This window comes from Kitasatospora sp. NPDC056531, from assembly GCF_042794375.1.
Classification (GTDB): Bacteria; Actinomycetota; Actinomycetes; order Streptomycetales; family Streptomycetaceae; genus Kitasatospora.
Genome location: NZ_JBHTTU010000284.1, coordinates 1 through 2,494 on the forward strand (window position 1 = coordinate 1; position 2,494 = coordinate 2,494).

The 2,494-nt window shown below is 70.4% G+C and carries 1 protein-coding gene; it reads right to left on the reverse strand.

The window, feature by feature from the left end; genetic code table 11:
- A partial coding sequence (locus tag ACFQ87_RS45630) for a galactosylceramidase (protein WP_380616952.1) occupies positions 1-2,044 on the reverse strand: 2,044 nt, incomplete at its 3' end.
- Positions 2,045-2,494 lie beyond the last annotated feature (450 nt).

A 2,494-nucleotide genomic window follows, 5' to 3' on the forward strand; every position in this document is an offset into this window, starting at 1 on the left:
CGGTCTGGCTGGTCGGCGCGGCCAGCGGGGTGACGGTGGTGTTGGCGAAGTCGACGTGCTGGAAGCCGCCGACGCCCAGGCCGATCTGCCCGGTGTGGTGGGCGGCGTCGGTGACCGAGGCGACCTGCTTGTGGTCGATGGCCGCGGTGATGGTCTGCCCCTGCATGGCCAGCGTGAGGTTGTGCCAGGTGCCGACGCCCGCCCCGGCGTAGCTGCCGCTCGCGAGCACGGTGACGGCGGCGGAGCGGTCCTCGGTGAACAGGCTCCAGGAGCCGGTGTCGTCGATCTTCAGGTGGTAGGCGCTGCGGTCGTGGTCGACGTGGTCGATGCGGCCTAGCAGTTCGGCCGAGGTGCCGGCCTGTTCGAGGTCGACGTCCGTGCTCGCCTGGTAGTGGGCCCAGGACGGGTCGCCCAGGAAGGTGGCCGGGGTGTAGTTCATGTCGTCGTGCCACGGGATGGGGGCCTGGGTGATGACCTGGCGCAGGCACATCGGGGTGGTCGCCCCGGCCGGGCAGGGCGCGGTCTCGAAGGCACCGGCCCAGTCGTGGAAGTAGCGGGCGGTGGCGCCGGCCTGGTAACCGCTGAGGTCGGCCTGGTACGGGAGCGCCATCGTCGCGGCGGCCGGCGTGGTGGCGGTGCCCTTGCCCTGGCCGGTGGTGGTGGCCAGGGTGTAGACGTGGCCGGGCTGCAGCGTCAGCGTGTACGAGCCGCCCTGCGGCGTGACGTCCTGCGTGTGGACGAACCACTGCGCCGGATCGGTGGAGTTCATGTCGGTGGACCACACGTGCACGGTGCCGGTGGACAGGCCGCCGCCGACCGTGAACTTCACCGTCTGCGCGGCGGTGGCGTCGGTGGTCTCGACGACGGTGCTGTAGTTCTGGCCGGACTTGAGCGTGACGTAACTGCCGCTGTGCGGGTCGCCGTTGGCGCCCGCCCCGGACAGGTAGCCGCCGGCGCTGTCCAGGTACTGCCAGCCCGGCTGGGCGAACTGGGTGGTGTGCGCCATCACCCAGATGTCGCGGCCCACCGTGTAGTTGCCGGACCAGGGCTGGTCGGCGCCCATCAGCCCCGCGCCCGCGTACGGCAGGTTCGAGGGCCAGGAGCTGACCAGTGCCCACTTGATGTCGGAGGTGATCCTGGCGTCGAGGTACTCGCGGTTGACGTTGCGGGCCAGGGCCGCCGGGTCGGCGCCGTAGCTGTCGTTGTCGTCCTCGGAGGCCCACAGCGGCTTGCCCAGCCCGGTCGCCGTGGTGCTGCCGGGGCAGCCGGTGTAGGACGGGGTCGAGTGCCAGCAGGTGCCGTGCAGGCCGACGACGCCGACGGCCTTGCTGAAGGCGGGGTCGCCCGCCAGGTCGGTGGCGATCGACCAGTTCGCGTCGTCACTGTCGGAGGCGACCAGGGTGGTGCCCTGGTATCCGTGGCTGTCGAGGGAGGCGCGCAGGTTCTCGAACCAGGTCTTGTCGTAGCCGCGCTCGTTCCAGCCGCCGAGGTACCCGACGTTCAGACCGTGCTGCTGGGCACAGCCGAGCCAGGACTGGAGGTAGGTGATGTTGTCCTGGGACCAGATGCCGCCGTTCAGCCAGCCCGGCGCGGCCCATTCCAGGCCGTAGAACGTGATGTTCGGGTTCCGGGCCCTGGCCTGCTCCATGAGCCACCACTCGTAGCCCCGGTCGCAGTTGACGTCGGTGGGGGTGCGCATGTGGGAGGGCTCGGGGCCGTCGCTGGAATTGGCGTCGCCGCCGATCTCCACCTTGAGTATCTGCAGCGAGGCACCGTAGCCGGGCTTGAACAGGTAGTCCAGCACCTGGCTGCGCTGGGGCTCGGGGTAGTCGACCAGCAGCCGCGAGGTGGCGCCGCCGCCGCTGATCGCGCCGAGACCGTCGAAGGCGCGTCCGGGTGAGGAGCCGTCGAGCGTCACCGACTGGGTGGCGGTCGTGGGCGCGGCGACGGCTGCGGGTGCGCCCACGACGGCTGTCGCGACGCCGAGGGCGAGGGCCGCCGCTGCGGCGAACCCTCTGCGCAACAGGTGGGGGGATCTGCTCATCAAGTGCTCCTGTCCGGCGGCTCTGGCGGGTGGATGCTGATACGCCGGGCAGAGAGTAGACGCAACTTCCAACACTAATCAACAACGCCGAGTCGCATTCACCGCCGATCCACACACGTCCGGCCACCCAAGGGGGCTGGATACCACCCGGGGCTATTGACGCCGCCCCCGGCCGTACCCGAAGCTGTCCCGGACACCTACCTACCGACGAGTAGGTTCTCTCCAGCGCTCCACCTGACCACCCCTGACCAGGCGATCGTCAGGCCACCGAGGGAGCAGCACGCCCATGCCCGCACGGTCGGCCGACCAGCGCTGCGGGCCCGTCCACCTGGGCGCGGAACCATTCACCCGACCACTCCCCCTCCGCACCCTGTGCGAGGCGAGGGCCGGCGGGCATAACGAGACGGTTTCGATACCGCCCCAGAGGCAAACCTGAGCTTGACTCAGGCC